At 75.1% G+C, this 26,684-nt stretch carries 24 protein-coding genes and 1 tRNA gene; 16 read left to right on the plus strand and 9 right to left on the minus strand.

The window, feature by feature from the left end; translation table 11 throughout:
* Positions 1 to 7: 7 nt before the first annotated feature.
* Genes sufC through ACYVGT_RS15690 form a run of 4 tightly spaced genes read left to right on the plus strand, consistent with a single transcriptional unit; the run spans position 8 to position 2,912 of the window.
* Positions 8 to 775 (plus strand): Fe-S cluster assembly ATPase SufC, encoded by a 768-nt coding sequence (gene sufC, locus ACYVGT_RS15675; RefSeq protein WP_460858803.1) that lies wholly within the window; start codon positions 8 to 10, stop codon positions 773 to 775.
* The gene (locus ACYVGT_RS15680) at positions 772 to 2,064 is read left to right on the plus strand and encodes a cysteine desulfurase (RefSeq protein WP_460858805.1); all 1,293 of its coding nucleotides are present in this window, start codon (positions 772 to 774) and stop codon (positions 2,062 to 2,064) included. The genes sufC and ACYVGT_RS15680 overlap by 4 nt, the downstream gene beginning before the upstream one ends.
* 15 nt (positions 2,065 to 2,079) lie before the next feature.
* Entirely contained in the window at positions 2,080 to 2,550 is a 471-nt protein-coding gene (sufU, locus tag ACYVGT_RS15685; protein ID WP_460858809.1) for a Fe-S cluster assembly sulfur transfer protein SufU, read from the plus strand.
* Entirely contained in the window at positions 2,547 to 2,912 is a 366-nt protein-coding gene (locus ACYVGT_RS15690) for a metal-sulfur cluster assembly factor (RefSeq protein ID WP_460858811.1), read from the plus strand. Before sufU ends, ACYVGT_RS15690 begins: the two co-directional genes overlap by 4 nt.
* 561 nt (positions 2,913 to 3,473) lie before the next feature.
* Here the strand turns inward: ACYVGT_RS15690 and ACYVGT_RS15695 are convergent.
* Positions 3,474 to 5,765, minus strand: coding sequence for a hypothetical protein (locus ACYVGT_RS15695; protein ID WP_460858813.1), 2,292 nt, complete (start codon positions 5,763 to 5,765; stop codon positions 3,474 to 3,476).
* Positions 5,766 to 6,083: 318 nt separating this feature from the next.
* Positions 6,084 to 6,500 carry an SseB family protein gene (locus tag ACYVGT_RS15700; protein ID WP_460858815.1) on the minus strand — a complete coding sequence of 139 codons (417 nt, stop codon included), beginning with the start codon at positions 6,498 to 6,500 and terminating at the stop codon, positions 6,084 to 6,086.
* 491 nt (positions 6,501 to 6,991) lie between these two features.
* On the opposite strand from ACYVGT_RS15700, the gene ACYVGT_RS15705 reads away from it, so the two are divergent.
* Entirely contained in the window at positions 6,992 to 7,759 is a 768-nt protein-coding gene (locus tag ACYVGT_RS15705) for an SGNH/GDSL hydrolase family protein (protein ID WP_460858897.1), read from the plus strand.
* Positions 7,760 to 7,940: 181 nt separating this feature from the next.
* On the opposite strand, the gene fabF is transcribed toward ACYVGT_RS15705, so the two are convergent.
* From fabF to ACYVGT_RS15725, 4 genes are all read right to left on the minus strand, one after another.
* Positions 7,941 to 9,173, minus strand: a complete 1,233-nt coding sequence (gene fabF, locus ACYVGT_RS15710; RefSeq protein ID WP_460858818.1) for a beta-ketoacyl-ACP synthase II — start codon at positions 9,171 to 9,173, stop codon at positions 7,941 to 7,943.
* A gap of 229 nt (positions 9,174 to 9,402) precedes the next feature.
* Positions 9,403 to 9,663 carry an acyl carrier protein gene (locus tag ACYVGT_RS15715; RefSeq protein ID WP_460858821.1) on the minus strand — a complete coding sequence of 87 codons (261 nt, stop codon included), beginning with the start codon at positions 9,661 to 9,663 and terminating at the stop codon, positions 9,403 to 9,405.
* Between the two features lie 71 nt (positions 9,664 to 9,734).
* Positions 9,735 to 10,742, minus strand: a complete 1,008-nt coding sequence (locus ACYVGT_RS15720; protein ID WP_460858823.1) for a beta-ketoacyl-ACP synthase III — start codon at positions 10,740 to 10,742, stop codon at positions 9,735 to 9,737.
* Positions 10,739 to 11,692, minus strand: coding sequence for an ACP S-malonyltransferase (locus ACYVGT_RS15725; RefSeq protein ID WP_460858825.1), 954 nt, complete (start codon positions 11,690 to 11,692; stop codon positions 10,739 to 10,741). Before ACYVGT_RS15725 ends, ACYVGT_RS15720 begins: the two co-directional genes overlap by 4 nt.
* Positions 11,693 to 12,182: 490 nt before the next feature.
* Between ACYVGT_RS15725 and ACYVGT_RS15730 the strand changes: the two genes are divergently transcribed.
* Entirely contained in the window at positions 12,183 to 13,379 is a 1,197-nt protein-coding gene (locus tag ACYVGT_RS15730; RefSeq protein ID WP_460858899.1) for a PucR family transcriptional regulator, read from the plus strand.
* 505 nt (positions 13,380 to 13,884) lie between these two features.
* Positions 13,885 to 14,739 carry a hypothetical protein gene (locus tag ACYVGT_RS15735; RefSeq protein ID WP_460858827.1) on the plus strand — a complete coding sequence of 285 codons (855 nt, stop codon included), beginning with the start codon at positions 13,885 to 13,887 and terminating at the stop codon, positions 14,737 to 14,739.
* Positions 14,740 to 15,239: 500 nt separating this feature from the next.
* Here the strand turns inward: ACYVGT_RS15735 and ACYVGT_RS15740 are convergent, their stop codons facing one another.
* Positions 15,240 to 15,938 carry a GntR family transcriptional regulator gene (locus tag ACYVGT_RS15740; RefSeq protein ID WP_460858830.1) on the minus strand — a complete coding sequence of 233 codons (699 nt, stop codon included), beginning with the start codon at positions 15,936 to 15,938 and terminating at the stop codon, positions 15,240 to 15,242.
* Between the two features lie 255 nt (positions 15,939 to 16,193).
* Here ACYVGT_RS15740 and ACYVGT_RS15745 point away from each other — a divergent pair, with 255 nt between their 5' ends.
* The 5 genes from ACYVGT_RS15745 (at position 16,194) to ACYVGT_RS15765 (ending at position 21,042) form a co-directional block, all read left to right on the plus strand.
* Positions 16,194 to 17,489 (plus strand): NRAMP family divalent metal transporter, encoded by a 1,296-nt coding sequence (locus ACYVGT_RS15745; RefSeq protein ID WP_460858833.1) that lies wholly within the window; start codon positions 16,194 to 16,196, stop codon positions 17,487 to 17,489.
* A 124-nt stretch (positions 17,490 to 17,613) separates the two neighbouring features.
* Positions 17,614 to 18,399, plus strand: a complete 786-nt coding sequence (locus tag ACYVGT_RS15750) for a LamB/YcsF family protein (protein WP_460858835.1) — start codon at positions 17,614 to 17,616, stop codon at positions 18,397 to 18,399.
* Entirely contained in the window at positions 18,387 to 19,001 is a 615-nt protein-coding gene (locus tag ACYVGT_RS15755) for a 5-oxoprolinase subunit B family protein (RefSeq protein ID WP_460858837.1), read from the plus strand. Before ACYVGT_RS15750 ends, ACYVGT_RS15755 begins: the two co-directional genes overlap by 13 nt.
* Positions 19,002 to 19,226: 225 nt before the next feature.
* Complete coding sequence (locus tag ACYVGT_RS15760; RefSeq protein WP_460858839.1) at positions 19,227 to 20,141, plus strand: 5-oxoprolinase subunit C family protein; 915 nt, start codon at positions 19,227 to 19,229, stop codon at positions 20,139 to 20,141.
* 76 nt (positions 20,142 to 20,217) lie between these two features.
* Positions 20,218 to 21,042, plus strand: coding sequence for a putative hydro-lyase (locus ACYVGT_RS15765; RefSeq protein ID WP_460858842.1), 825 nt, complete (start codon positions 20,218 to 20,220; stop codon positions 21,040 to 21,042).
* Positions 21,043 to 22,028: 986 nt separating this feature from the next.
* Here the strand turns inward: ACYVGT_RS15765 and ACYVGT_RS15770 are convergent.
* Positions 22,029 to 23,747, minus strand: a complete 1,719-nt coding sequence (locus ACYVGT_RS15770; RefSeq protein WP_460858845.1) for an alkaline phosphatase D family protein — start codon at positions 23,745 to 23,747, stop codon at positions 22,029 to 22,031.
* A gap of 164 nt (positions 23,748 to 23,911) precedes the next feature.
* On the opposite strand from ACYVGT_RS15770, the gene ACYVGT_RS15775 reads away from it, so the two are divergent.
* From ACYVGT_RS15775 to ACYVGT_RS15790, 4 genes are all read left to right on the plus strand, one after another.
* On the plus strand, positions 23,912 to 24,325 hold the full coding sequence (locus ACYVGT_RS15775) for a YjbQ family protein (RefSeq protein WP_460858847.1): 414 nt from the start codon (positions 23,912 to 23,914) through the stop codon (positions 24,323 to 24,325).
* 179 nt (positions 24,326 to 24,504) lie between these two features.
* Positions 24,505 to 24,936 carry a DUF3052 domain-containing protein gene (locus ACYVGT_RS15780; RefSeq protein ID WP_460858849.1) on the plus strand — a complete coding sequence of 144 codons (432 nt, stop codon included), beginning with the start codon at positions 24,505 to 24,507 and terminating at the stop codon, positions 24,934 to 24,936.
* A gap of 151 nt (positions 24,937 to 25,087) precedes the next feature.
* The gene (locus tag ACYVGT_RS15785; protein WP_460858852.1) at positions 25,088 to 25,549 is read left to right on the plus strand and encodes a peroxiredoxin; all 462 of its coding nucleotides are present in this window, start codon (positions 25,088 to 25,090) and stop codon (positions 25,547 to 25,549) included.
* Positions 25,550 to 25,612: 63 nt separating this feature from the next.
* Positions 25,613 to 25,685, plus strand: a tRNA-Val gene (locus ACYVGT_RS15790).
* 417 nt (positions 25,686 to 26,102) lie between these two features.
* Here the strand turns inward: ACYVGT_RS15790 and ACYVGT_RS15795 are convergent.
* Positions 26,103 to 26,567 carry a GNAT family N-acetyltransferase gene (locus ACYVGT_RS15795; RefSeq protein ID WP_460858854.1) on the minus strand — a complete coding sequence of 155 codons (465 nt, stop codon included), beginning with the start codon at positions 26,565 to 26,567 and terminating at the stop codon, positions 26,103 to 26,105.
* Between the last annotated feature and the right edge of the window lie 117 nt (positions 26,568 to 26,684).

Raw genomic sequence — 26,684 nt, forward strand, 5'->3', positions numbered from 1 at the left:
ACCTGACATGACGAAGTTCGAAATCCGCGGTCTCCGCGCCGACGTGCTGATCGGCGAGGACGAGCGCCGCGAGATCCTCAAGGGCGTCGACCTCACCATCAACTCCGGTGAGACGCACGCCATCATGGGCCCGAACGGCTCCGGCAAGTCCACCCTCGCCTACGCGATCGCGGGCCACCCGCGCTACGAGATCACCGCCGGCGAGGTCCTCCTCGACGGCGAGAACGTCCTCGACATGGAGGTCGACGAGCGGGCCCGCGCCGGCCTGTTCCTCGCCATGCAGTACCCGGTCGAGGTGCCCGGCGTCTCGATGTCCAACTTCCTCCGCAGCTCGGTCACTGCCGTGCGCGGTGAGGCGCCCAAGCTCCGCCAGTTCTCCAAGGAGCTCCAGGGGGCGATGAAGAACCTCTCCATCGACTCCGCCTTCGCCGCCCGCGGCGTCAACGAGGGCTTCTCCGGCGGCGAGAAGAAGCGGCACGAGATCCTCCAGCTGGAGCTGCTCAAGCCGAAGGTCGCGATCCTCGACGAGACCGACTCCGGCCTCGACGTCGACGCGCTCAAGATCGTCTCCGAGGGCATCAACCGCGCCCACGCCGACAACGACCTCGGCGTCATGCTCATCACGCACTACACCCGCATCCTCAACTACGTGAAGCCGGACTTCGTGCACGTCTTCGCCGAGGGCCGGATCGCCGAGTCCGGCGGCCCGGAGCTGGCCGACGTGCTGGAGAACGAGGGCTACGAGCGGTTCGTGAAGGCGGGCGCAGCCCAGTGACCCCGACCGAGCCGGGGCGGCTCGACGCCGCGGCGGTCCGGGAGGATTTCCCGATCCTGCACCGGACCGTCCGCGACGGCCGCCCCCTGGTGTACCTCGACTCCGGCGCCACCGCGCAGAAGCCCCGGCAGGTCCTCGACGCTGAGCGGGAGTTCTACGAGCGGCACAACGCGGCGGTCCACCGCGGCGCGCACCAGCTCGCCGAGGAGGCCACCGACGCCTATGAGGCGGCGCGCGCCACCATCGCCGGCTTCATCGGCGCCGTGCCCGGCGAAGTGGTGTTCACCAAGAACGCCACCGAGGCGATCAACCTGGTCGCCTACGCGCTGGGCAACGCGGCCACCGCCGACGAGCCCTACCGGCGGTTCTCCGTCGGCCCCGGCGACGAGATCGTCGTGTCCGAGATGGAGCACCACGCCAACCTGGTGCCGTGGCAGGAGCTGTGCCGGCGCACCGGCGCGACCCTGCGCTGGTTCGGCCTGACCGCGGACGGCCGGCTCGACCTGTCCGGCATGGACGAGCTCATCACCGAGCGGACCAAGCTGGTGGCCCTCACCCACCAGTCGAACGTGCTCGGCACCGTCAACCCGGTGCGGCGCATCGCCGACCGGGCGCACGAGGCCGGCGCGCTGGTCCTGCTCGACGCCGCGCAGTCGGTGCCGCACATGCCGGTCGACGTCGCCGAGACCGGCGCCGACTTCCTGGTGTTCTCCGGGCACAAGATGCTCGGCCCGAACGGCATCGGCGTGCTGTGGGGCAGGGCCGAGCTGCTCGCGGCGATGCCGCCGTTCATCACCGGCGGCTCGATGATCGGCACCGTGCACATGGAGTCCAGCACCTGGGCCGACCCGCCGCAGCGGTTCGAGGCCGGGGTGCCGATGGCGCCGCAGGCGGTCGGCCTGGCCGCGGCCTGCGACTACCTGAGCGCGCTGGGCATGGCCAACGTGGCGGCGCACGAGCACCGGCTCACCGAGCACGCGGTGAAGCTGCTCGGCGGCATCGAGGGCGTCCGCATCGTGGGCCCCGCCGACACCGTCGACCGGGGCGGCGCGGTCTCCTTCACGGTCGAGGACATCCACCCGCACGACGTCGGCCAGGTGCTCGACGACCAGGGTGTGGAGGTCCGCGTGGGCCACCACTGCGCCTGGCCGCTGCACCGCGCGTTCCAGGTGCCGGCGACCACGCGGGCGACGTTCTACGTGTACAACACCCTCGACGACGTCGAAGCGCTCGCCGAGTCGGTCCGCCACGCCCAGCGGTTCTTCGGGACCGCGCCGGCGGCGGGGTAGAAGGGACGGCCAGCGATGCGACTCGACGCGATGTACCAGGAGATCATCCTGGACCACTACCGCAACCCGCACAACAAGGGGCTGCGGGAGCCGCACGAGGGCGAAGCGCACCACATCAACCCGACCTGCGGCGACGAGATCACGCTCCGGGTGCACCTGAAGCCGCCGGAGGGCGGCGCCCAGAGCTCCGGCTCGACCATCGCCGACGTGTCCTACGACAGCATGGGCTGCTCCATCAGCCAGGCCAGCGCGTCGGTCATGACCGACCTCCTCATCGGCCGCACGGTCGCCGAGGGCATGGCCACGCTGGAGGCGTTCACCGAGCTCATGCACTCCAAGGGCCAGGGCGAGCCGGACGAGGATGTGCTCGACGACGCGGTGGCGTTCGCCGGCGTGTCCCAATACCCTGCCCGTATCAAGTGCGCCCTGCTCGCCTGGATGGCGTTCAAGGACGCGACGGCCCAGTCCGTGGAGGGGGTCTCATGACCGAGAACGAGACCGCGGCGCCGCCCGCGGAGGGCGCCGCGGGCGGCCCGAGCCAGGAGATGCTGGTCGAGGAGATCAGCGAGTCGCTGAAGGACGTCATCGACCCCGAGCTCGGCGTCAACGTCGTCGACCTCGGCCTGCTCTACGGCGTCCAGGCCGACGACGCCAGCATCACCCTGGACATGACGCTGACCAGTGCGGCCTGCCCGCTCACCGACGTGATCGAGGACCAGGCGACCTCGGCGCTGGACGAGTTCGGCCGCGACGTCGCGATCAACTGGGTCTGGATGCCGCCGTGGGGTCCGGACAAGATCACCGAGGACGGCCGCGACCAGCTGCGGATGCTCGGCTTCAACGTCTGATCCGCGGCCGGCCGGGTCCGGCAGCAGTACCGCACAGGGCCGCACGCACGCAGCGTGCGGCCCTGTGCCGTGCCGGGAGTACGGTGCGGCGGGAGCGGCAGCACCCGGACGCCCCGGGGCCGTGTCGGCGAGGCGGGGGAGGGGCGCGGGTCCCGGCGTCTCGGCGCTCCTGCCGGTGCCGTGAACCCTCCGGCGCCGAAGGGGGGCGACCCGCCCCGCTCACGCCCGTCCCAGCACGCAGGGGCACGCACTGGGCCGATCACCGCGGGGCCGCCACTGCGATCCTGTGCCGCAGCGGCCCCGGCCGGGTGCCGGGTGGCAAGGCGTTCTCCGGAGCCGCGGTCCGCGCCCCCTGCGGAAACCACCGCGGCGATCGGCACGCCCGCCGGTCGGCGGGAGAGCCGCGGGCGCAGCGCCGAGGAGCGCAGCGCCAGCCTGGGCAGGCAGCCACCGGGCGGCCGCCGCCCGCAACGGCAAGCGGGCCGCGATCTCCGCCGGGGCCTCCGACCCGCCGCGGTCCGGATCCGGCTGCGCGAACCGGCCCCTTCCGGAAGGCAGGGCCTAGGGAACCGCGCTGAAGCTCTGCCGGAGCTCGTCGGCGATGTCGGCGTCGCCCCGCGACGACAGCTGCTCCACCAGGGAGCGCGGGTCGGGCTGCGGCGCCGTGTCCGGGTCGGGCAGGTCGCTGATCCGCCGCGCGATGATGCGCAGCGCCTCCTCGGTGCCGGCCGGGGCGGTGTAGCCGATCAGGTGCAGCGCCCGCCCGGTCGGGCCCTGGCTGCCCAGGTCCGCCGCCGGGAGCCGGCGCGCGTCCAGCCGGTCGCCCTCGACGGTGATGAACAGCCGGTCGCCGGCCTGCGCGGACAGCCGCCGCAGCAGCGGCCGCAGCGAGTCGAACGCGGGCTCGTCCCGCCAGACCAGCACCAGCAGGTCGGCGCCGGGCGCGGTGAGGCAGAGCAGTCGGCCGGGCTGCAGGCCGAGATGGGTGGCGTAGCCCGGCGGCACCGTGACCGGTGCGCCGTGCAGGTGGTCGGCGGTGATGTCCACCCGGTGCCACCAGCGCCCGTCCGGCGCACGGAAGCACCGCGGCGACTCGGCGACGCCGTGGGCCCCCTGCGGTGCGCCCTGAGCCGGGCCGTCCGAATGCGGGCCGTGCCCCGCGGGACCGCCGTGGCCGGCCGCGTGCTCCGGATGCCCGGAGTGCGGCGCTTCGGCGAACCCGCCGGACTCCTCGGCCGGAGCGCCGGGCCGGCGCCGGATCGGCAGCCCGCCCGCGGTCATCGGCGGGCTGCCCGGCAGCCCGCCGGACACGTCCGGCGCACCGCCGAACGCGGGCGCGGGCGCCGGGCCCTCCGGCGGCATCGACGGGTCGAGCAGCACCCGGCCGTCCCTGATCTCGATCCCCGGGGTGCTCAGCAGCCAGGCGCGCAGCGACTGCTGCCGGATGCCGATCCGGCCCAGCCGCACCCCCGCGTCGGCCAGGCTCGGCGCGTCGCCCAGCATCTCCCGGGTCTGCCAGCGCAGCCGCTCCGGATCGTCGGCGACGAGCCAGCCGTTGTGCATCCGGCGGTCGGTGAAGAAGGTGATGACGACCCGCCACAGCGGTGCGTCCAGTGACGGCACCGCCACCGGGTGGTCCGGGTGGGCGCCGATGAGCTGCTCGATGGTGGTCGCCGCGCCGAGGCGTTCGCTGAGTTCGCGCAGGTGCCGGCCGATGGCTTCGCCGTCCGGTGACGACAGCCAGGTCAGCAGCCGCTCCTCCACCGAGCGCTGGGCGGTGCGGATCTCCTTGAGGCCGGCGCCGATCCGCTCGGCGAGCAGCCGGATGCTGATCGGCTCGGCGGCGAACAGCCGCTCCGCGGCCACCGTGCGCTCCAGCGGGCTCCAGCCGCGCAGCAGCTCCTCGATCAGGTCGACCAGCGGGTGCGCGCCGAGCTCGGCGGGGGCGGTCCCGCCGTACCCGGCCGGGGCCGAGTCCGGCGCCGCGGCGGCGGTGTGCGCGGCATGCCCGGCGGAGAACCCGCCGGAGACCGGAGCGGCCGCGTGGCCCCCGTAGCCGTCGGCGGGTGCCGGGGCCGGCGCGCCACCGGGTGCTGAGCCGCCGAATCCGCCGACCGCTCCGCCGAAGGGCGCGGCGGGGGCCGGCGCCTCCGCGCCGCCCTCTGCGTCGGCGGCATCCATGGCGTGCTGGGCGCGCAGCGCCCGCAGCGTGCGGATGGCGTGCGTGGCGGCGCTCTGCGGCGGGTGCTCCGGCGGGCCGTCGGCCCCCGCAGCGGCCTCGCCCAGCCGCGCACCGGTCGCATCCGAGAGGTAGGCCAGCGCGCGGCGCACGTGCTCCGGCGCAGATTCGGGAATCCAGTGGGCGACGGTCCGCACCGCTTCGATGACCAGCCCCGGCGACGGCAGCGGGCCGCTCGCGGCGTCGGTCCCGAACGGCTGCACTGCGCGCCACACGGCCGCGCCGATGATCTCCAGCCGTCCGCAGCCCGCCGGCAGCGCCCAGGTGCGCATCTCCTGCGGCGTGGCGCTGAGCAGCGCCTCCCAGCTTCCGGCGGTGCCCGCCAGCGCGCCGGAGACGGGTTCGGCGATGTCGTCCAGCTCCACCGTGCAGCCGCGCAGCGACGGAATGAAATCGCCGATCGCCAGATGGGCCCAGTACTCGTCGGCGACCGCGGCGGCGCCGTTGGCCAGCCACGCGGTGCCGGCCACGTCGAGCACCCGCGGCAGCGGCACCGACAGCCACCAGCCGTCGGCGAGGCGGGGGTGGCGCAGAACCGGTGCGAGCTCGGTGGCGCGCTGCCAGCGCAGCGCGGGGGCGAGGTCGGCCAGGCAGATCGGGGAGATGGCGTTCATCCGCGGAAGACCTCGACCTCCTGGAGTCCGGCGGGCGCATGCGGCCCGGGAGGCGGTCCCGGGGCGCCACTGGCAGTGCTGCTGTTCCACTGTATGGGTCACTGTATGGGGGTTCTGCCGGATTCGCCGCTCCGGGGTTCGCGGTGCGGCCCGGGGCGCTGCGCTGCCGGGCCGCACCGCCCTGCCCGCGCGGCGCCGCCGCCCTGCGGGAGCCGCACCGGCAACGCTACTATGAGCTGCGCCACTGCGGCGGGGGAGCGGCGGGTTCCCGCGGCGCCTCCGGCAGCGGCTCTGCTGCCGGCCCGCCAGCGGGCCCGGTCAGTCCGCGGCCGGCTCCCCGCCCGCGAGGGCGGCGACGGATTCCGGGCCGATCGGGACGCTCGCCTCGTTGCCGGGGTTGACGGCAAGGCCCACCCCGGACGGCAGCACCTCGGCCAGGTCGGCCATTGCCAGCTCGGCCCCCGGGACCTCGGCGCTGCGCCGGTCGTACTGCGCCCGCGAGGTGAACACCGGGATGTAGACCACACCCTCCAGTTCCACGGAGGGCAGCGCCACCGACCCGTCGTCCTGCTGCCCGGAGCCCTCGGGGACCGGGACCCACACGGTCGCCGCCCGCAGCCGGGCGAGGAAGTCCTCGGGCGCGCCGGGCGCACCCTCCAGCGCCGCGTGCAGGGCGGTTTCGAGGTCGTTGGCGGGGAAGTCGCCGCCGAAGTCCGGCGTCGTCTCGGTGCTCATCGCAGGGGTGTTTCCCGTCGTCTCGTGGTGCGGTTCACCGGCGCCGGCGCGCACCGGCGCCGCCGTCGGGCCCCGGTCTACCCGACCGCGCGAGGGCCGGTGCGCCGGGGGCAGGTCACAGAAGGGCGGAACGCCGGTCTCGGTCGGGCGTCGCCCCGCCGTCGGTCGGACGGCGGCGGTATGCTTGTCACGCACGCCGTACCCCCGTCTTCCGATCGCGACACGCTCGCCACGGTGTCAGCAGAGGCAGTGTCAGCCAGGGCACATCCGGTGGTCGCCCGGCCGCCCGCCTCATCCCGCACCCGCCCAGCTCCGGCCGTGTGTGCAGTGCTGCGCCAGACCCCCTCTGCGACGGCCCGCAGCGGTGTGCCTGCGCCCTGCCCCGACCCGCATGATTGGTAGACGTGACTGACCTGGAGACGCAGCGTCCGGGAGGCGACCGCACCCCCGACGACCAGCAGAAGAAGGCGCCGGCTGTCGTCCGGTCCTACATGGCGATCGGCGACAGCATCACCGAGGGACTGGAGGACGTCGGGGCCGACGGCGGGTACCGCGGCTTCGCCGACCGCCTCGCCGAGCACCTCGCGGTCGGCGTCCCCGGGTTCCGCTACGCCAACCTCGGCGTCCGCGGCCGCCGCATGCACCACATCGTCGGCGAGCAGCTCGACGCGGTCCTCACCGAGCGGCCCGACCTGGTGACCGTGCTCGCGGGCGGCAACGACGTCCTGCGCCCCAACGCCGACCTGGACGCCCTGGCCGGGAGCCTCGAGGCGGCGGTGCAGCGGATCCGGGAGGCCGGCATCCGCGTCGTGGTGCTGTCCGGGTTCGACACCGGCTGGATCCCCGTGCTGCGGATCTACCGCGGCCGGATCGCGGTGTTCAGCATGCACCTGCGCGCGCTCGCTGAGCGGACCGGTGCCGACATCGTCGACCTGTGGTCGATGCCGGCGCTCAACGACCCCCAGGCGTGGAGCGACGACCGGCTGCACTTCAACGGCGCCGGCCACCACATCGTCGCCGCCCGCGTCGCCGAGGTCATCGGCCGGCCGATGGGCCCCCGGGAGATCTGGGAAGACCCCTGGGAGCGGCCCACGCCGGTGCTGCCCACGATCCTGCGCCGCCGCGAGCAGCTCCGCTGGACCCGCGAATACCTCGTGCCGTGGCTGCGGCGCCGGGCCTTCGGCCGCTCCTCCGGCGACGGCCGCCTCCCCAAGCGCCCCCGCCTGGACGAGTTCCCGCCGCCTGGCGGCGAGCGCTGACCGCGCAGCCGACGGCGGGGCGGCGGCTCCGGGCGGCGGTGCGGAGGCGGCAGCGCCGCAGCGGGAGCAGCCCGGCGGCACCGGGGGTGCGGCCCCGGCGGCAGGGCGGCAGACGGCGATGGGCCGGGAGCGGAGATCCGCTCCCGGCCCATCGCCGTTCCGGCCTGGTCCAGCAGGCTGCTCAGGCGCGGCGGAACGCCACCGCGACGTTGTGCCCGCCGAAGCCGAAGCCCTCGTTGATCGCGGCGACCGCGTCGCCGGGCAGGTCGCGGGGCTTGTCCCGGACCACGTCGACCACCACCTCCGGGTCGAGCTCGGAGATGTTGATCGTCGGCGGGATGCGCCCCTCGTGCAGCGCCAGCACCGTGGCCATCGACTCGACGGCGCCCGCACCGCCGAGCAGGTGCCCGGTCATCGACTTGGTCGAGGTGACGGCGACCCGGTCGGCTGCAGAGTCGCCCAGCGCGCGCCGGATCGCCACGGTCTCGCCGACGTCGCCCGCCGGCGTCGAGGTGGCGTGCGCGTTCACGTGCGCGATCTCCTCGGCGCGCAGCCCGGCGTCGGCGAGTGCGGCGCGGATCGCGCGCACCTGGCCGTCCGGGTCGGGCGAGACGATGTCGTGCGCGTCGGCCGAGTAGCCGGCGCCGGCCGCGACCGCGTACACGCGGGCACCGCGGGCCTGCGCGTGCTCGGCGGACTCCAGTACCAGGATGCCGGCGCCCTCGCCCATGACGAAGCCGTCCCGGGAGACGTCCCAGGGGCGGGACGCGCCGGTCGGGTCGTCGTTGTTCGTGGACAGCGCGCGCATCGAAGCGAACGATGCGATGTTCAGCGGGTGGATGGCGGCTTCGGTGCCGCCGGCGATCACCACGTCCGCCTCGCCGGAGCGGATCATCCGGATCGCGTCGGCGATCGCCTCCGCGCTGGATGCGCAGGCGCTGACCGGTGCGTGCGCGCCGGCCCGGGCGCCGTACTCCAGGGAGACCGCCGCGACCGGGCTGTTCGGCATGAGCATCGGCACGGTGAACGGGGAGACGCGGCGCCAGCCCTTCTCCCGGAACGTGTCGTACTGCTCGAGGATGGTGAGGATGCCGCCGATGCCGCTGGAGACGACCGCGCCCAGGCGCAGCGGGTCCACCTCCGGCGTGCCGGCGTCCTGCCACGCCTGCTCCGCCGCCACCAGCGCGAACTGCTGGGTGCGGTCGAGGCGCCGCAGCCGCGCGCGCGGGAAGTGCTCGGCGGGGTCGACGGCGGCCTGGCCGGCGATGCGCACCGGCAGCTCTTCGGCCCAGGGTTCGTCGATGGTGGCGACCCCGGACCGGCCTTCGATGAGGGCGGCCCAGGTCGAGGCGGCGTCACCCCCCACGGGGGTGGTGGCGCCGAGGCCCGTGACGACGACGTCGGTGCTCTTCATCGGCCTTCTACGCCCTTCGCTTCGTGTCCAGTCGGTTCGGGGAGCGGCCCGCGGCGGCGGGGGTGGTACCGCGGCCGGCGGGGCACCGCTGCTGCAGTGCCGCCGGGCGGGTACTGCTCCGCCGCGGGCGAACGCCTGATTCTGGCTGACGCCCACTCTTCCGGGGCGCCCGCGTACGGGCGGCCCCGTGTGCGGACGCCCCGTCCCGGGACGTCCGGCCGCAGCGGCTCTACCCCGCGACGCCCTGCTTCTGGACGTAGGTGATGACGTCCTGGACCGTCTTCAGGTCCTTGAGCTTGTCGTCGGGGATCTCCGCGCCGAACTTGTCCTGGGCGGCGACGGCGATCTCCACCATCGACAGGGAGTCGATGTCGAGGTCGTCCACGAAGGTCTTCTCCGGGGTGACCTCGCTGGCCGGGACACCCGCGATCTCGTCGACGATCTCGCCGAGGCCTTCGAGGATCTGCTTCTCGGTGAGCTGCTCTGCCATGGGGTGGTTCTCCTTCACTGATGGGTCGTCGGTTCGGATCGGATGCCGCGGGGTGCGTCCCGCGGGCGGACTCAGGGGATGCGCAGGACCTGCGCCGCGTAGGTCAGGCCGGCCCCGAAGCCCAGCGTCAGCACCGTGCTCCCGGACGGGAGCTCGCCGCGCTCGGCCATGCGGGAGACGGCCAGCGGAATCGACGCCGACGAGGTGTTGCCCGCGGCGACGATATCGCGGGCGACGATCGCCTGCGGCGCTCCCAGCTTGCGCGCGATCGCCTCGACGATGCGCAGGTTGGCCTGGTGCGGGACGAACGCGGTCAGTTCCGACGGGTCGACGCCGGCCTGCTCCAGCGCCTCCAGGGCGACCGGGTAGAGCTCGGTGGTGGTCCACCGGAACACCGCCTGGCCCTCCTGGTAGAGGTAGCGGTGGTCGCGCAGGTAGATCTTGTCGGCGCGCTCGCCGGAACTGCCCCAGACCACCGGCCCGATGGCGTCCTCGTCCGGCTCGGCGGCCGAGACCACGGCGGCCCCGGCACCGTCGGCGAAGATCACGCAGGTGGACCGGTCGTCCCAGTCCACCCAGTCGGACAGCTTCTCCGCGCCGACCACGAGCACCTGCCGGGCCGAGCCCCCGCGCACGGCGTCCGCGGCGAGGCCGAGCGCGTAGCAGAACCCGGCGCAGGCGGCGTTCACGTCGAACGCGCCCGGTGCGGGGATGCCCAGCCGCGCGGCGACGCTGGCCGCGGTGTTGGGGATCTGGTCGGTGGCGGTGCAGGTCGCCACGATCACCAGGTCGATGTCGTCCGGGGCGAGCCCGCCGGCCGCGAGCGCCTTGCCGCCGGCGGCCACCGCCATCGACAGCACCGTGTCGCCCGGTCCGGCGATGCGGCGCTCCTCGATGCCGACGCGGCTGCGGATCCACGCGTCGGAGGTGTCCACCCGCTGCGCGAGGTCCTCGTTGGTGACGGTGTTGGCGGGCTGGTACTCGCCGAACGCGGCGACCCGCGCGCCGCGGGGGGCGCGCCGGGCGAAGGCGCGCCGCTCCGGCGCGCCGTGCGCGGATGCGCTGCTCGACCCAGTCATTCGAGACCTTCCGTGGAGGCGGTTCCGGCGTGTTCGGCCACCATGCGGCGGGCCTCCGCCACGTCGTCGGGGGTCTTGACGGCGAGCAGCTCGACACCGCGCAGGGAGCGCTTGGCCAGCCCGGTCAGCGTACCGGCGGGCGGCAGCTCGATGAGGCCGGTCACCCCTAGGCCGGCGAGCGTCTCCGAGCAGGCGTTCCACCGGACCGGCGAGCTGATCTGGGCCACCAGCCGCTTCAGGTACTCGGTGCCGCTGGCGACCACCGCGCCGTCGGCGTTGGACAGCAGCGCGGTCTGCGGGTCGGCGGGGGAGAGGCCGGCGGCGACGGCCTCCACCCGCTGCACCGCGGGGGCCATGTGCTCGGTGTGGAAGGCGCCGGCCACCGGCAGCGGGCGGAGCCGGGCGCGCGCCGGAGGGGCCGCGGCGAACGCGGCGAGCGCCTCCGCGGTGCCCGCGGCGACGATCTGCCCGGCACCGTTGTCATTGGCCGGGGTGAGCCCGGCGGCTTCGATGGCGGCGAGCACCTCGTCCCGGTCGCCGCCGAGGACAGCGGTCATCGAGGTGTCGGCGGCCGCCGCGGCGTCGGCCATGCCGCGGCCGCGCTCGGCGACCAGCCGCAGCGCGTCCTCGGGGGTCAGGACACCCGCGAGCGCGGCGGCGGTGAACTCGCCGACGCTGTGCCCGGCAACGGCGCCTGCCTGCGCGGCGGCGGCCTCCAGGCCGCCGAAGACCGCCTCGGCCGCGGCGATTCCGGCGGCCACCAGCAGCGGCTGCGCCACCGCGGTGTCGCGGATCTCGTCGGCGCCGGCCTGCGTGCCGGCGTGGACCAGGTCGAGTCCGGCCACCGGCGACCAGCGTTCGAGGCGTTCGGCCGTACCGGGGGTCTCGAGCCACGGAGAGAGGAATCCGGGAACCTGGGCGCCTTGGCCCGGAGCAACGATTACAAGCACGACAACAACCCTGCCCTGTGGGAGATCACCAGTCGGATGGGGAGCACGACGAAGTTTAGGAGAGGCGCTTTGTCGGGTTCCTACAAGCCCGCGCTGATACGGGCTCGTTCGGGGCCGGCCGCTGCCCCGCTCCCGGCGGCCCCTTCCGCGGCCGGGTCCGGCGCGGAGCGGCGGGCGGAAGGCCGGTGCTGGCAGGCCCGGCCGCCCGGCGCGGCGGATGTGCGCGGGCGGGCCGGCGGAGGCCTGCTGCGGCAGGGGGCGGGCCGCGGCCGCGCGTCCGCGTGTGATCCGCGTCGCCCGCGCGGTGCAGCGTGGAGTGCGCACCGGGCCGCCGGGTGGTGCCACCCTGGGAAGCGTGAGCACGTCAGGCCCTGATCGGGCAGCCGAGGAAGCAGCCCGGGACGCGGGGCAGAGCGCCGAGCGCGGAACCGCGCGCGACGCCGGGACCGCCGGGGGCGACGCCGGCGCCGGCGTCGCCCCCGGCGGCGAGCTGGCGGCCGGGGCGGCGGATGCCGAGGTCCGCGCGGCCACGGCGCGGCGCCTGGAGCGCTCCATGGGTGTGCTGGGCACCGCCTCCGTTGCCGCCATGGAGAGCCGGCTCAACTGGTTCCGCCGCATGTCGGCCGAGGACCGCTCGTGGGTCGGGCTGGTCGCCCAGTCCGGTGTCGCGGCCTTCGTCGACTGGTTCAAGAACCCCGCGCGCGGGCGCCCCGCCATCACCGTGGAGGTGTTCGGCACCGCACCCCGCGAGCTGACCCGCTCGGTGTCGCTGCAGCAGACCGTCGACATGATCCGCGTCGTCATCGACGTCGTGGAGAGCCAGGTCGACGACCTCGCCGCGCCCGGCGGCGCCCAGCAGCTGCGCGAGGCGGTGCTGCACTACACCCGCGAGGTCGCGTTCAGCTCCGCCAAGGTCTACGCGCGCGCCGCCGAGGCCCGCGGCTCCTGGGACGCCCGGCTGGAGGCGCTCATCGTCGACTCGCTGCTGCACGGCGACGGCGACGGCGGTGAGGAGGGCCTGGCCTCCTGGGGTTCGGCGCTGCGCTGGACGCACACACCGGTGGTGGCGGTCGCCGGCGCCGCCGGCGAGGACCCCGAAGGCGCGCTGGAGGACCTGCGCGGCGCCGCCCGCCGTGCGGGCCACGACGTCCTCGCCGGCCTGCAGGGCGACCGGGCGGTGGTGGTGCTCGGCGCCGGCGCCGAGGAGGCGCGCTCGCCGCGCGCGCCGCTCAGCACGGTCGAGCCGCTCGCCGGCCTGTTCGGGCCCGGCGCCGTCGTCGTCGGTCCGACGGTGGCCGAGCTGCGCGACGCCGGCACCTCGGTGCGGTCCGCGGTGAGCGGGCTGCGCGCCGCCGCGGCGTGGCCGGACGCGCCGCGCCCGGTCGCGGCCGAGGACCTGCTGCCCGAGCGCGCCCTGGACGGCGACGCTGCCGCGCGCACCCAGCTCGTGCAGGAGATCTACGCGCCGCTGCGGGACGCCGGGTCGCCGCTGCTGGACACCCTCTCGGTCTACCTCGAGCACGCCTCGTCGCTGGAGTCCACCGCGCGGATGCTCTTCGTGCACCCCAACACGGTGCGCTACCGGCTCAGCCGTATCGCAGAGCTCACCGGCCACACCCCGACCGACGGCCGCGGCGCCTACGTGCTGCGGGTCGCGGTCACGCTCGGACGGCTCGCCGAGCGCTAGCGCCGCCGTCGGGACGGCGGAGACCCCGCAGACCCGGCCCGCGCGGGGCCGCGGCGGCTCCGCGCAGCTGCCGCGGACGGGGCCGCGCGGCGGCTGCCCGCGGCCCGGTGGGGCGGTGCGCGGCGGCCTGCGGCGCGCGGTCCGCAACACCGGCGGGCCCGCACCGCCGATCGACCGGAATCCCGGCTGCGACCTGCGTCGGAAGTGCGGCGAGGGCGGCTGTGCGGCGGCATCGGCACCGGCGGCGGACGGGCGCCGCGCCGCTACCGAAACTGCGGCCGGATCGCGACCGGAAGAAGGAACCGATCGGTTGCCCCAGAGCGTTGTGGCGGGAGAGGATAGAGCAGAGGGCCGCACCCGGGTGATGAGGGTCTCCCCGATCGCCCGTGCCCGCGGTGAACCGCGCCGGGTGCCGGTGCGTCCCCTTATGCGGCGGGGAAGCGTCCCCGATCAGGGTCGACTGTGGTGGTGTGGGGGCATTGCAGTGAGAGTTGTCGTAGCCAAAATGGCAGAGCTGTTCCGCGAGGCCAAGGAGACCGTCCAGGCTCCGACCGAATCCGGCCAGCTGTGGCGCAAGGCCCTCTTCTTCGTTCCGGCTCCGCTGCCGCTTCTCGCGGTGGTAGCGCTCGCCGTCGGCGGCACCTGGTCGGCGCCGGGCGTGTGGATCCTCGCCGCGCTGTCGATCTCGGTGGCCTCGGCACTGCTCGCCGCCGTCGTGCAGCCGTCGCCGCTGCCGGAGGGGCTGTCCACGGGCGCCTCGGTCCGCCGGTCGCTGCACCGGTTCCGGCAGATCACCTCGCTGCGCATCGCGCTGGCGCTCGCCCCGGTCGTCGTCGCCGCCGGATTCTCCATCGCCGGCGGCGGGCTGTTCCCGCTCGGTGTGGCCCTGGTGCTCTCCTGGCCGCAGCTGGCGCTGGCCGCACCCACCTTCTTCACGATCACCCGCGCCCGCCGCGCGATGGAGACGTGGGGCACCAAGGCCTACCTGTGGGCGGGGCTCGCCCAGCCGGCGCCGGTGGAGTGGCCGCTGGTCACCTCCTGCGCCGCGTACCTGCGCCGGTGGCGCGAGGAGCGGGCCGCCCGCGCGGCCGCGGCGCCCCAGGCCGCGGGCGAGTCCGCCGAAGACGAGGACCCGGACGGCACCGACGCCCCGGACGGCGCCGCCGAGGCGGCCACCGGCCTGCCGACGCGCCTGGCCGCGCCCAGCGCGCCCCGCCTGGAGCTGGACGACCTGCTCCCCGGCCTGGCCGGCGACACCACGGCCACCGGCCCGCGGCCGATCGTCCGCGGCCCGGCCCCGGGCCGCCGCACCGCCCCCCGCAGCCGCCGCCGCGACCGCCGCTCCGCCGCGAAGAACTAGCGCCGCCGCCCCCGCCCGCCCGGGCGGGGGCGTACGCGTTCCCCAGCGCCCACCGCCGCCCCCGCCACGCCATCCGCCTCCGCACAGCACACTGCGCGGGGGCGCTCGCATGTCCGGGCCAGCGGTGTGCAGCCGGTGCGGCGCCCGTGGCGGACGCCGGTACCGATGGGGGCACGCCGGGTCGGGACAGCACCGCGGAGGGCAGCACAGGGCCCCGTGCGTCCCGCGGATGCGCCCGCTGGAACAGGTGCGCAACCCGCGTGCCGGACCCGTCCGGGGGAGGCGGGTGCGGCACGCCCGTGGACGCTGCCGGGCCGGCCCGGAGGGCGAGACGAAGCCGGGGCGTGCGGCCGGTGTCCCGCTGCGGAACGCGGGCTCGGCGCGGTGCGCCGACGGGTCGTCCGCGGAGAGGAGCCGGCGCAGGCCGGGCCTGGGCGGTCCGCGCCACCGGCCTCCGAGCAGGGCGCGGCCGGTCGGGGCGGTACCGCCGTGCCGAGGGCTCAGCCGTCGCCGAGGGCGTCGAAGGCCGCGAGGAGCTGGGTCTCCGCGACGTCGAAGTAGGCGGTGAGCCGCTCGGTGGCAGCGGCCGTGCGGCCCCGGTGGAGGAGCTCGTAGATCTCCCGGTTGAGCGGGACGTAGGGCACGTGGAACTCGCGCGGCGCGCCCATCGCGTGGAAGATCAGCCGGGCTTCGGCGAGCAGGCGGTGCACGGTCTCGTCGATCCGCTGGCTCTGGTGCAGGGCGGCGATCGTCTGGTGGAAGTACATGTTGGCGGTGCCGACGTCGGACCACTCGCCGGCGGACTGCGCCGCCTCGGCCTTCTCCACCGCCGCGCCGATCCGCGCCACCAGCTCCGGCGACGCGGCGCCGGGGGCGCAGAGCGCGGGCGTCTCCAGCACGCGGCGCACCCGGTAGAGGTCGACCACGTCGTCCCGGGCGGGCCGGGCGACGAACACGCCGCGGTTGAACTCGTGCACCACCAGCCGCTCGTGCTTGAGCAGCCGGAACGCCTCGCGCAGCGTGTTCCGGGAGACGCCGAGCGCGCCCCCGATCTCCTCCTCGGAGAGCCGCGCCCCGGGCAGCAGCGCGCCGTCGATGACCTGTTCCCGCACTGCTGCGGCGGCCCACTCGGCGGTGCTCTGCTGCCGCTGGTCCACCCGGTGTTCCGCGAGCCGCGCCAAGCCCTCGCTGGTCGTCACCGCCGGCCTCCCGTCTCGCCCACACCCTGTGATCGCTCCGCCATTGTCGCCGATTCCGGGTGCCGCGGCGCCCGCGGGGCCCGGCCTCCCGATGCCCGCGGCCGGATCGGGCCGTGACCGCCTTCACTAGAGAGGGTGTTCCACGCCCTGCCCGGGGTATCATGTGGGCGTTGGCCAAGGATTGTTCAACAATTCAAATGGTGAACGAAACAGGACGCCCTCCGCCGTGAGGGCCGGAAGAGCAGCGAGGACCGCATGAGCGGAGCAAGCGGATCAGGCGGGTCCACCCAACCGCCCCCCGAGACCCCGGCGTCCGGCAAGGGCGCGCCAGCGGGCGGCCAGGCGCTGCGCGGCGCCACCGTGCGCGGCACCCTCCTCGGAGCCATGTTCCTGATGGCCACCAGCGCCATCGGCCCCGGCTTCATCACCCAGACCACCGAGTTCACCGCCACGCTCGGCGCCGCGTTCGCGTTCGCGATCCTGGTGTCGATCCTGGTCGACATCGCAGTCCAGCTGAACCTGTGGCGCGTCATCGGCGTGTCCGGGCAGAAGGCGCAGGACCTGGCCAACCGGGTGGTGCCCGGCGCGGGCTACCTGCTCGCCGCGCTCGTCTTCATCGGCGGCCTGATCTTCAACATCGGCAACGTGGGCGGCACCGCCCTCGGGCTGGACGCGCTGGCGGGCATCGACGTGAAGATCGGCGGCGCGGTCTCCGCGCTCATCGCCATCGGCATCTTCGTGTCCAAGCGGGCCGGCGTCGCCATGGACCGCATCATCGTCGTCCTCGGCGTGCTCATGATCGCGATGACGCTCTACGTCGCGATCGCCTCCGGACCGCCCGTCGGCCAGGCGCTGCAGAACGCCGTCCTGCCCGAGCGGATCGACTCGGCCATGTACGTCGCGATCGTGACCATCATCGGCGGCACCGTCGGCGGCTACATCACCTACGCCGGCGCCCACCGGCTGATCGACGCCGGAGTCTCCGGCCCCGAGCGCGTCGGCCATATCACCCGGGCCTCCGTCACCGGCGTCCTCGTCACCGGGCTGATGCGCATCCTGCTCTTCCTGGCCATCCTCGGCGTGGTCGTCGGCGGCGTGTCGCTGGCCGGCGCCGACAACGCTCCGGCGCTCGCCTTCCAGCACGCGGCCGGCGAGGTCGGCCTGCGCATGTTCGGCGTGATCATGTGGGCGGCCGCGGTCAGCTCCGTCATCGGCGCCTCCTACACCTCGGTCTCCTTCATCAGCTCCTTCCACCCGGTGCTGTCGAAGTACCGCACCTGGCTGGTGGCGGCGTTCATCGCGGTGTCGGCGGTCATCTACCTCCTCATCGAGCAGGCGCCCGCGCAGCTGCTGATCCTCGCCGGAGCGCTCAACGGCCTGATCCTCCCGGTGGGCTTCGCGATCATGCTCTGGGTCGCCGCGTTCCGCCGCGACCTCATGCAGGGCTACCGCTACCCGCGGTGGCTGCTCGCCATCGGTGTCGTCGCCTGGTTCATCTCGGTCTTCTGCGCATGGCAGGCGGCCGGCGGTGTGCTCGAGATGCTGTCCTAGCCGCAGCAGGGAACGGCGACGACGCACACCCACTGGAACCGCGGCTCCCGGGCCGGGAGCCGCGGCCGCACCGCGCCGGTGCGGCCCGAAAACGCGAATGTCGGAACGGGAATGGAGGAACTGCGTGCGCATCGACCTCAACGCCGACCTCGGCGAAAGCTTCGGACGCTGGGTACTCGGCGATGACGCCGCGCTGCTGACCGTGGTCACCAGCGCCAACGTGGCCTGCGGATTCCACGCGGGCGACCCCACCGTGCTGCGCCGGGCCTGCACCGGCGCCGTCGAGCAGGGCGTCGCCATCGGCGCCCAGGTCGGCTACCGCGACCTCGCCGGGTTCGGCCGCCGGTTCATCGACGCCGACCCCGCCGAACTCGCCGACGACGTGCTCTACCAGATCGGTGCGCTCGCCGGCACCGCCCGCCCGTCCGGCGGCCGCATCGCCTACGTGAAGCCGCACGGGGCGCTCTACAACGCCATCGTCCACCACGAGAAGCAGGCCGAGGCGGTGGCGCGGGCCGTGCGCGAGTACGACCCCTCGCTGCCGGTCCTCGGGCTGCCGGGATCGGCGTGGCTGCGCGCCGCGGAGAAGGAGGGCCTGGTCCCGGTGCGCGAGGCGTTCGCCGACCGCGCCTACACCCCGGAGGGGACCCTCGTCTCGCGGCGCGAGCCCGGCGCCGTCCTGCACGACCCCGAGCAGATCGCGCAGCGCTGCCTGCGGATCGTGCACGGCGAGCCGATCGAGGCGGTCGACGGCACGCCCGTGCAGGTGCGCGCCGAATCGATCTGCGTGCACGGCGACAGCCCCGGTGCCGTCGCCATCGCCCGCCAGGTCAGCGAGGCGCTGACCGGTGCCGGAGTCGCCGTGCGGCCGTTCTCTGGTCCCGGCGGAGGGGTGGAATGGAACTCCTGACCTGCGGCGACAGCGGCCTGCTCATCGAGGTCGGCGACCTCACCGAGGTACTGGCCCTGCAGGCCGCGCTCGCCGCGGCGCCGATCCCGGGCGTCACCGAGGCGGTGCCCGCCGCCCGCACCGTGCTGCTGCACGTCGACCCCGCCGTATCCGGCGGGGTGGTCGGCGTCGCCGACGCGGTGCGGCGGCTGCGCCCGCAGCCCGGCGACCGGCCGCAGGGGCCCGAGGTCGTGATCGACGTCGACTACGGCGGCACCGACCTGGCCGACGTGGCCGCGCACACCGGGATGACCGAGCGCGAGGTCGTCGCCGCACACACCGGCGCTGCCTGGACCGTCGCCTTCTGCGGGTTCGCCCCCGGCTTCGGCTACATGGTCGGCGACGACCCGAGGCTGCGGGTGCCGCGCCGCGGCGAGTCCCGCACCCGCGTCCCGGCCGGCGCGGTCGCCCTGGCCGGCGGGTTCGCCGGCGTCTACCCGCGCAGTTCCCCCGGCGGCTGGCAGATCATCGGCTCCACCGACGCCGTCGTCTGGGACCTCGACCGCGACCCGCCCGGACTCCTCGCCCCCGGCACGCGGGTGCGCTTCCGCGAGCGGACCTAGAGCGTGCCGGTCGGGCAACCGTCCTGCTGCGCACCGCCCGGTAGCCCTCGCCGGCCGTGCGGCGGGTGCACCGCCGGCACCGCTCGCGGCCAACGCCGCCTACCCGGCGCGTCCTAACCCAGCCCGCCCCGAGCCCCCTGTACGACCACGACGGATCCGCAGCCCGCACTGCGCCGCCCGGCGCTCCCGAGCGCGGAATCCAGCATCACGACCGAGCATGGAGCCATGACACACACGACGACCGCCGCACTGGAGGTGGTGGCCCCCGGACCCTTCGCCACCGTGCAGGACGCGGGCCGGGCGGGCCTCGCGGCGCTGGGCGTCGGTGCGTCCGGCGCCGCCGACCGGGACTCGCACCGGCTCGCCAACCGCCTCCTCGGCAACCCGGAGGAGGCAGCCGCAGTGGAGGCCGTCCTCGGCGGGCTCGCCGTCCGCGCCCGCGGACCGCAGACGGTGGCGGTGACCGGGGCCCCGGCCCCGGTCCGGATCACCAGCCGGGACGGCGCCGTGCGCGGCGGCGCGGCCGACACGGTCCTGCACCTGCGCGACGGCGACGAGCTGCGGATCGGCACACCCGACCGCGGCATGCGCAGCTACCTCGCCGTCCGCGGCGGGCTCGCCGCCGCCGCGGTCCTCGGCTCGGCCAGCACCGACGTCCTGGCCGGCCTCGGCCCCGCCCCGCTCGCCGCCGGCGACGTGCTGGCCGTGGGGGCGCCGCCCGCCCGGTTCCCGGCCGTCGACGCGGCCCCCACGCCTCCGTGGGCCGCCGGGCCCGCGGAGCTGCGCGTGCACCTGGGCCCGCGGGACACCTGGTTCCGGGCGGAAGCTGTGCAGGCGCTGCTCACCGAGGAGTTCACCGTCACCCCGCGCAGCGACCGGGTCGGCATGCGCCTCGACGGGCCGGCGCTGCCGCGCGCCGTCGACGGTGAGCTGCCCACCGAGGGCATGGTCGCCGGGGCGCTGCAGGTGCCGCCGGACGGCAACCCCGTCCTCTTCCTCGCCGACCACCCGGTGACCGGCGGATACCCGGTCATCGCCGTGGTCCGCAGCACCGACCTGCCCCGCGCCGCCCAGCTCCGGCCCGGCGACCGGATCCGCTTCGCGCCGGCCGCGGCGGGGACCGGGGAACGCAGCGCCTAGGACGGCCCCGCCCGTCCGGCCGGTACCGCAGCGGCCCGCATGCCGGTCCGCCCTTCGTGAACCAGGAGGCCCCACCATGAGCGACCGCACCACCGGAGCCGGCCGTGCCCCGGAGGCGCCGGCGGACCCCGCCGCGCTGGCGCCCGCCGGCGCCCGCGCCCTGTTCCGCGCCGGGCTGCGCGCGCCCACCGCCGGATACAGCGCCGGATATGCGCAGGCCAACCTCATCGCGCTCCCGCGCGACCTGGCCTACGACTTCCTGCTCTACGCCCAGCGCAACCCGAAGTCGTGCCCGGTGCTGGACGTCGCCGAGGCCGGCGAGACCTCCGCGTCGCTGTTCGCCGGCGACCTGCGCACCGACCTGCCCGCCTACCGCGTCTACGAGCACGGCGAGCTCACCGCGGAGACCGGCGATGTGCGCGACGTGTGGCGGGACGACCTCGTCGCGTTCCTCATCGGCTGCAGCTTCACCTTCGAGACGCCGCTGCTGGAGGCGGGCGTGCCGGTGCGGCACATCGAGAACGGCACCAACGTGCCGATGTATGCGACGAACACGGACTGCCGCCCCGCAGGCCGGCTCCACGGCCCGCTGGTGGTGTCGATGCGGCCGATCCCCGCCGGCCAGGTGGCCGACGCGGTGCGGATCACCTCGCGCTACCCGGCCGTGCACGGCGCGCCGGTGCACGTCGGCGACCCGGCCGCGCTCGGCATCGCCGACCTCGACCGGCCCGACTTCGGCGATGCGCCGGACCTGCGCCCCGGCGAGGTCCCGGTCTTCTGGGCCTGCGGCGTCACCCCGCAGGCGGCCGTCATGGCGTCGGCCCCCTCCTTCGCCATCGCCCACGCGCCCGGCCACATGGCCGTCACCGACGCGAGGGACGCCGCCTACCAGGTCCCCTGACCCGCGCTCTCCGGCACCGCCCGCCGCCGAGCGGAAAGCGCCGGAACGGCTTCGGAGCAGGCCCGTGCGACGCTCGCCGCGGCCTCCGGGGACCGGGGACGGTGGGCCGCCTTTTGTCTCCGGAGGCCCCGGCCTGTGCTGCCTGCCAGGCTCGGCTGCTGCGGCGGCCGGTCTCCGGGGCCCGCGCTCGCTGCTGCCCGGAAGCAGGGCGTGCCGAGGGGGCGGCCGCGCTCCGGACCGCCGGCCCCTCCGCGAAGGACCCGGGGCGGCGAAGGGCCGAGATGCGGCGCAGACCTGCCGCGGTGCGGTCCGCTGCCCGCTGTGCTGCTCCGCGGGGGCGGGGGGCGCCTCCGGCGTGCCCGGGACCGCTGCCGGGAGATCGGTGAACCCGCTGCGCACACGGGAGCGAAGGTGGTGCCGGGCTGACTGCGCCAGCGGATCGCGGCGCTGAACGCCCTGAAATGGCACAACTGGCTGATCGATACTCCGGTCGAGCGGTCACTGACCGCTGACGGCCACTGACCACGGCACACATTCCCAGCAGCGGTCTGGGGCGTGTTGGGTGGGCACCTGTCCTGCTGCTTCTCGCCGGGCGCGCCCCTCGCTGCGTTCTCCTCTCCTTGACAGGGAAAACCAGCCCTGACTCCTTCGTCGGCCGTGCGACGGGTGCACCTCCGACACCGCTCGCGACGAACGCCATCCGCCCAACACGCCCTGGGGCCCGCGCGGCGGCCGCCGGGGAGCGGGCGCGGGCTGCGGTGCACCGCGGAGCTCTCGGCGGGACCGTCAGTCTGCTCTGCTGCGGTAGCCGCTGGCCTGCTGCGCGGTGCGCGCCGCGCAGCAGGGGCGGGGGAGGCCCGCGTGGGCCGCGTCTCGCGGAGCTCTCCGCGGGAGGGCGCGGCCGCCCCGACCTCCGCCGCGCACCCGCCCGCAGCCGGCCCGCCGGCGCGCGGCCGAGGAGGACGCGGCGGCGGGGGAGCGCGCCGCTACTCCCCGGCCGCGCCGGGCTGCGGGGTGAGGGCGATCGCGGGGCTGTCTGCGGGAAGGACGGCGCGGGCGCCGTCGTTGTCGGCCGCGAACGCCCAGGCGACGTCGGCGCGCGGGCCGTCCAGGGTGAGCGTGGCCAGGCCGTTGTCGAACCACGGGCCGTGGTCCAGGCCCCACGCCAGCGGAGACGGGGCCACCCGGGCCAGCCGGGCGAGGATCGACGTCGGCAGCCGCGCCAGCGCTCCGCCGGACAGCCGGGCCGCCCAGCGTAGCGGCCCCCGCAGCCGGTTGCACAGCGGCGACGCAGTGATCTGGGCGATGGTGCTGTGCGGCCGGAGGGCGGCGCCGTCCGCCGGCTCCGCCCGGGCCAGGTAGTGGAAGTGCACGTCGCCGGAGAGGAACAGCACCGTGGACGGCGCCGCCCCCCGCTCGCCGCGCGCGGTCGCCAGCACGGCGTGCGCCACCGCGTCCTGGGACGCGCGGAACGCCGACCAGTGCTCCAGGTCCACCGCCCGGCGCAGCTTCTCGCCGGCCGGCCGCGCCCGCTGCCCCCAGGCGCCCGCGCAGACCGCCTCGTCCCAGCCCTCCAGATGGTGCACGCCGCGCGGCAGCAGGAACGGCAGGGTCGAGGCCACCAGCAGGTGCTCGGTGCCGCCGCGCAGCCGCTCAGCCAGCCAGTCGGCGCCGCGCCGGCCGGTGATGGAGCGGTCGGTGTCGTCGGCGACGTCGCGCGAGGCGCGCGCATCCACCATCAGCAGCCGGGCGCCGGGCAGGTCGTGCGCGTGGCTCCAGAGCCGGCTCTGCGGATCCTGGTGGGCGCGCCCGGCCATCGCGTCGACCAGCCCGCCCGCGTCGCGCCCCTCCGCAGCGGCCGCGGCGACCTCGGCGAACAGCGGATCGGCGGCGCGCTCCCCGCCGGTCAGATTGCCCAGGTGCTGGTAGACCCAGTAGGCGCCCAGAGCCGAGGTGATCCGCCGCTGCCACCACGGCTCCGCCGCCATGTCGCCGCGCCACGCGCCGGAGGTGTTCCAGTCGTCGCGCACGTCGTGGTCGTCGAAGAGCATCAGCGACGGCACCGTCGACAGCAGCCAGCGCACGTCCGGGTCGGTCCACGCCTGCCGGTACAGCTCGGCGTACTCGTCGAAGAAGACGACCTCGTCCTCCGGCGGGCGGGCGCTGGCCCGCTCCGGCGCCGCCGCGCGCGCCGTGCGCAGGAAGTCCTTCATCGGCGGCTGGAGCTCGTCGGCGTACACCTGGTCGCCGATGAGCAGCAGCGCGTGCGGCTCGGCGCCCTCCCCGCCGCCGGCGGCGCGCTGCCCGGCCAAGCGCAGCGCATAGGCGCGCAGGGCGTCCGGCCCGTAGGCGGCCGCGGCGCCGGGGGAGTGGTCGGTGGGGGTGCGGCAGGAGCCGAACGCCAGCCGCAGCGGCCCCGGGCCCAGGGTGTGGATGACGCTGGGCGGATGCGGCGTGCCCGGCAGCGGCCAGACGCGGGCGCCGTCCACCTCCACGGTGTACGGCGTGGCCGAATCCGGCGCGAGGCCGGTCAGTTCGCACAGAGCGTAGTGGTGGCCGTGCACGGCCACCGTGCCGGCCGCGGCGAGCTGCGTGCCGCTTTCGGCGTGGGACACGGTGACGGTGCCGGCCGCGTCCGTTTCCACCCAGACCGCGGCCGTGGTCGCGGTGGTCTTGCGCAGGAGCGGGCCCAGCCGCAGCGTCACGCGCGCCTCCCGTTTCGTCGCGCGGCCGCAGCCGCGGAGCCGATGCTGTCCCGTGGCGAGTATGGACCGGGCGCGGCGGCCGCGCCACGTCCGCTTAGGGACCTGTGGACCGGATCCGACGCACCGGGGGTTCGCGGGGCTCCCGGGTGGGTAACCGTTGCCGCATGCGGACAACTGAACTGGACCTCCGCACGGGGGACCGGGAGGCGGTGGTGGACATCACCGGCGAGTGCCGGTCGTTCACCGCGGAAGCGGGCGGAGACGGGCTGCTGAACGTCTTCGTCCCGCACGCCACGGCCGGCGTGGCGATCCTCGAACTGGGCGCCGGATCCGACGACGACCTGCTTGCCGCGCTGCGCGACCTGCTGCCCGCCGACGACCGGTGGCAGCACCGGCACGGCTCCCGCGGCCACGGCCGATCGCACGTCATGCCGGCCCTGATCGCGCCCTACGCCACCGTGCCCGTGCTCGGCGGCGCGCCGGCGCTGGGCACCTGGCAGTCGGTGGCCGTCGTCGACCTCAACGTCGACAATCCGCGGCGCACCGTGCGGCTGTCCTTCGTGCCCGGAGGCGGTTGAGCGCGGTGCGGTTCCGGGTGCAGCCCAAGGGCGCGAGTATGGAGGGCGGGGCCGTCCGTGCAGCGCGCGTTGACGGATCAGGCCCCCAGCGTGTGAACTTAGCCAGCAAAGACGCGGGTACGACCCAGATGGACGACCTGCGCGGACCAACGACAACGATGCTGAAGAGGAGGACTTCCGTGAGCGCGACCGCGGGCCAGGCGCAAGGTGAGAAAGCCCTGGCCGAACGGCTCGGTTTCAAGCCGGGTCAGGTGGTGCAGGAGTTCGGCTACGACGACGATGTGGACGAGGCGCTCCGCACGTCGATTGCCGAGACCACCGGCGATGAACTGGTCGACGAGGGCGACGACGGCATTTTCGACGCCGCCCTGCTGTGGTGGCGGAGCGACGAGGAGGACGACCTCACCGACGCCCTGGTGGACGTGCTGTCGTCCGTCGAGGGCGGGGGCGCCATCCTCGTGCTGACACCCAAGCCGGGCCGGGACGGCCACGTCGCGCCCAGCGACGTCGCCGAGGCGGCTTCGACCGCGGGCCTGTCGCAGACCAGCGCCGTGAGCGCCGGTTCCGACTGGGCCGGCACCAGGCTGGTGACGCCCAAGGTGAAGCACTGACCCGCGCCGGACACGCCCCTGTCCCCGACGGTCGTACCCGGGGGTCCGAGGGCTGCACAGCGCTGCCCTAGGCTGGCCGTGCGGGGCGCCCTGCCCGCCGTGGGCGGAGGGCGCCCCGCACGGTGTACCCCATCACCCGAAGGGACTTCCCATGCCGATCGAGACCGGGCAGCCCGCCCCGGACTTCGCCCTGTCCGACCAGCACGGCCAGACGGTCCGGCTGTCGGACTTCCGCGGCCGCAAGAACGTGGTCGTGGTGTTCTACCCGCTCGCCTTCTCCGGCGTCTGCGAGGGCGAGCTCTGCTCCATCCGGGACAGCATCGCCGACTTCCGCACCGAGGACACCGAGCTGCTGTCCATCTCCGTCGACTCCATGTATGCCCACCGCACGTGGGCCGACCAGGAGAGCCTCGACTACCCGCTGCTGTCCGACTTCTGGCCGCACGGCGAAGTCGCCCAGGCCTACGGCGTCTTCGACGAGGACAAGGGCGTCGCCCTCCGCGGCACCTTCCTGATCGACCGCGAAGGCACCGTCCGCTGGCGCGTCGTCAACCCCATCTCCGAGGCCCGCGACCTCGACGCCTACCGCAAGGCACTGGCCGACCTGGCCTGACCGCCGGGGGCGGCCACCGCCGCGTCGCCCCCATCCCCCCGACCCGGTACCATTTCCCGGTGCGGGCGCATAGCTCAGCTGGCAGAGCACTCGGCTTACAACCGAAAGGTCACAGGTTCGACCCCTGTTGCGCCCACCCTCCCCCGAACACGCGAAAAGCCCCGCCACCTGGAGAAACAGGCGGCGGGGCTTCGTCGTGGGTCGGTGGTTGTCGGTGGCGGGCTGGGGTTGGCGGCGGGTTCCTGCGCCAAATACGCGCCAAAGTTCTTCGGGGCCGTTCCTGACTGCCCGTCTCGTCAGTGAGCGCCGGGAGATCGTGCGCATCGCCCGGTCGTCCTCGCCGGCGGTGCACTTGGCGTAGATGTGCTTCGGCACGGCCACGCTGTGGCGGCGACGGGGGATCGCTGGTGCCGGTGTTGGTGAAGGCTGGCAGCGCGTCGGGGCTGACCGACTCGGTAGGGCCGGCTCCACTCGTCATGGACGGCAGGCGCACCGTCGTCGCCGGTGCTGCGTGACCGCTTCCTCGGGGGCAGACCTGAGTTGTGCGGGGCGGTCAGAGGGGCTTCTCGAAGACGACGCGGTCGAGGTCGGCGCCGTCGTAGCCGGGGATCGGGGCGGTGGCGGTGAAACCGATCGCCTGGTGGAAGGCGATGGAGCGGGTGTTCACCGGCGAGGTGATGGCCTTGGCCCTGGTGCGCCCGGCCTGGCGGGCCATCGTGAAGAAGCGGTCGTAGAGGTCGCGCCCCAGACCGGTCCGGCGGAGCCGCGGGTGGACGCCGGTGAAGTGGATGTAGGCGCAGTCCGGGGCCGCGGGGGAGAGGAAGCCGATGACGAAGCCGGCCAGCGGCGTCTCCGGGGTCGAGGCGACGAGGCTGGTGTCGTGGAAGTGGTCGAGGAACAGGCGGGTGAGATCCCGTGAGGCGGGCCGCCCCCACCAGTCGTCGACCACGGCGATGATGGCGTCGAAATCGCCGGGCTGCGCTGCGCGGACGGTGTATGCCGGGTGCAGGTGGGACACGCTCGCTCCTTGGGCCGTCGCCGGTGGTCCAGTGCCGACTGGACATCGTGGCATGCGGTTCCCGGCAGCGCGAAGCCCCGCCGCCCGGAGGATCAGGCGGCGGGGCTTCGCGGGTGT

The organism is Nocardiopsis coralliicola, from assembly GCF_054779695.1.